The organism is Streptomyces sp. NRRL WC-3549, assembly GCF_000721935.1.
Classification (GTDB): domain Bacteria; phylum Actinomycetota; class Actinomycetes; order Streptomycetales; family Streptomycetaceae; genus Streptomyces.
In genome coordinates this window covers 85,955-88,098 of record NZ_KL585425.1, presented here as the reverse complement: position 1 = coordinate 88,098, position 2,144 = coordinate 85,955, and the positions used below count along the sequence as shown (strand labels likewise).

Annotated in this window: 2 protein-coding genes; one reads left to right on the top strand and one right to left on the bottom strand. The window is 72.8% G+C overall.

Annotated features, from left to right (window positions below; genetic code table 11):
* Window positions 1-11: 11 nt before the first annotated feature.
* Window positions 12-1,175 (bottom strand): ROK family transcriptional regulator, encoded by a 1,164-nt coding sequence (locus IH13_RS0128170; RefSeq protein WP_031088785.1) that lies wholly within the window; start codon window positions 1,173-1,175, stop codon window positions 12-14.
* 487 nt (window positions 1,176-1,662) lie between these two features.
* Between IH13_RS0128170 and IH13_RS0128165 the strand changes: the two genes are divergently transcribed.
* Entirely contained in the window at window positions 1,663-2,100 is a 438-nt protein-coding gene (locus IH13_RS0128165; protein WP_031088784.1) for a hypothetical protein, read from the top strand.
* Window positions 2,101-2,144 lie beyond the last annotated feature (44 nt).

The following is a 2,144-nucleotide window of genomic DNA, read 5'->3' as shown; positions in this document are numbered from 1 at the left end:
CCCTCGCGCCATCAGAGATGTGTATAAGAGACAGCTGTTCCCTCGACCGCGAAGAGCTGCTCCTCGACGTGGTCCAGGGCCAGGCGCAGGGCGCCCGTGGCGACCGCCGCCTCGCCCAACAGCGAGAGCGCCACCCTGGGCGGTCGCAGGCAGTACCGGGCCAGCTCGTCGCGGAGCGGATCCAGTACCCCGTCGAGCCCTGCGGCCCAGCCGCCGACGACCACCAGCTCCGGGTCGAGTGCCAGCGCCAGAGCCGCGACGTCGTGCACGAGGCGCTGGATGAACCTCTCGACGGCGGCCTGGGCCCCGGCGTCACCGTGCCGTGCCTTGGCGAACACGGCGGCGACCGCGTGCTCGTCCAGCGGGTCCAGCGGTGTGTCCGTGGTGGAGAGCAGGTGCTCGGGCGTGACGTCCCGGCCCAGCAGATGCAGCGCCCCGATCTCACCGGCCGCGCCGCCGAACCCCCGGTGCAGCCGGCCCCCGATCAGCGAACCGGCCCCGGGGCTCAGCCCCGCCAGAACGAAGACGATGTCGTCGGACTCGGTGGCCGCGCCCTTCCAGTGTTCGGCCACCGCGGCGGCGTTGGCGTCGTTCTCGACCAGCACGGGACAGCGGAAGGACCGGCGCAGCCGCTCACCGAGGGGGAGCCCCGTCCAGTCCGGGAGCGCCGTCCCGAGCCGCACGGTGCCGTCCGCCTCCACGATTCCGGGGCTGCCCACCCCGACCGCGCGCAGGCTGCTGCGGGCGACCCCGGTGCGCCGCAGTACGTCGGCTATCACCGCTCTGACCTGGTCCAGCCTGACGTCCGCGCCAGCGGTCTCGGACACCTCCCGGGACCCGGCACCGATGATCCGGCCGTCGAGCCCGGACAAGAGGGCGGACACCCGGTGCGAGCCGATCTCGACGCCCAGCAGGTACCCCGCCTCGGCCCGGAACCTGAAACGCCGGGCAGGGCGGCCCTGTCGCCGAGCCTCCCCGTCCTCCGGCACCGCCTCGACGACCAGGCCCGCCTCGAAGAGTCCTTCGACCACGCCCTCGACCGTGGGGCGGGAGAGCCCGGTGATGCGCGTCAGATCCGTGAGGGTCGGCGAATGAGCCCCTCGCAGGGCGTGCAGTACCACCGCGGAATTGATCCGCCGCAGCAGAGACGGGTCCCCACCGGTCAGCCGGCCCACGGTGTGTCCTCCCAGGTCGCGCGCGTGTCTGCGGATCGTACTCGCTGCCCGGCTCCGGAGCGACAGACCCCCGAAGCCGGTATCGAGAGGTGACCTTCGCCGCGTCCGCGCAGGAGCCGGGACCGTCGTCGGGGCGCCCGGGATCACCGTGCGCGGGCGCCTGAAGACGACGTGCGGCATGGCTCGGCACGGGGTGCGTACGGGGTCGGCCCTGGCCCCGGTCAGCTCCGTCGGCCCGGTGCCGCGGGGATGACCTCGGGGGTGCGCGGGGGACGCCCGGTCAGTCAGGGGAGCTCCGGCCGGGACCGACCACCGCGGGTGCCACAGCTCGGCCTCACCGTGCGGGACGGTGCCCCGGAGACCGTTCGGCTCGGGGCGGGGTCCGCCGCCCCCGGGGCGCTCTCTCCCGCAGGCAGGAACGGCCGGCCCGGCGCAGGAATCGGGTGAGGGAGGGTCATGTGTCAGTGGTGGACGGTTTACTGACGGTATGACCACCGCTCATCACCTTCGCCTCATCGACGGAATGCGCTCCCGGGAATTCCCCTCGGAACGCACCGCGTCGGGCTCGGGAGTCAGCGGACCCGGGTACCACACCGCCCACCTGTACGGGGAAGAGGCGCTGTGGTCCGGCGACGACGCGGAGCTCATGGACCGGCGGGCGCAATGCCAGGCGGAACACGACGCCTTGGTCACCCTGCTCACTCTGCGATGGGGCGAACCCCAGATCGTCAGTGCGTGGAGCGCGCAGGAGCGGATGCTGGCGGGGGAGGAGGTGGCGGAACCCTGGGCGGACCCCGTCGCCGGCTGTGAGTACCTTCAGCTGTGGCGGGTCGACGCACGGTGGATCGCCGTGACGCTCCACCTCCGGCGCGACGGCCCCGGTTGCGAGTTGAGCGTGCTGGTCACGGCCGTCGACCCACCCTGACCACGACCGCCCGGCCGGTACGTATCTGTCTCTTATACACATCT